The sequence below is a fragment of the Burkholderia sp. SIMBA_051 genome (assembly GCF_046534915.1).
GTDB lineage: Bacteria > Pseudomonadota > Gammaproteobacteria > Burkholderiales > Burkholderiaceae > Burkholderia > Burkholderia ambifaria.
In genome coordinates, this window is the sequence record NZ_JAWRXS010000086.1 from 1 (window position 1) to 372 (window position 372).

Below are 372 nucleotides of genomic sequence, written 5' to 3' on the forward strand. Positions count from 1 at the left end.
GTCGAAGGTCCTGTGTCAGTAGATAGTCGATTGCGTCGGAACGCAGGAGCGGTTCCGTTATCCGGTTGACTTCGTGGGTCACGTAGATCGTTCGGCCCGTCAGGTTGGATTCGCGCAGCGCCGCAGCCAGACCTTCGTTTCCGCCCGCCACGTTGTAAACGCCATCGAGCTTCTCGTGCTCGTCCAGAAAACGCATGGTCGCTTCATAGGTCGCGGCACCGGAATCGGCGCCCTTGATGACTTCGATGAGGTTCACATTGGGGAAGCGCTGTCTTAGCAGTGAGCGGAACCCGATCTCGCGGTCTTCGTGACAGGTATAAGAGAACGTAGCAACGACCACCGCCACGTCGGGGCAAGCATGCGCCTGCAGAT

1 protein-coding gene is annotated in these 372 nt (G+C 58.9%); it reads right to left on the reverse strand.

The features are described from left to right. A partial coding sequence (locus SB771_RS33660) for a substrate-binding domain-containing protein (RefSeq protein ID WP_410721877.1) occupies positions 1–372 on the reverse strand: 372 nt, incomplete at both ends.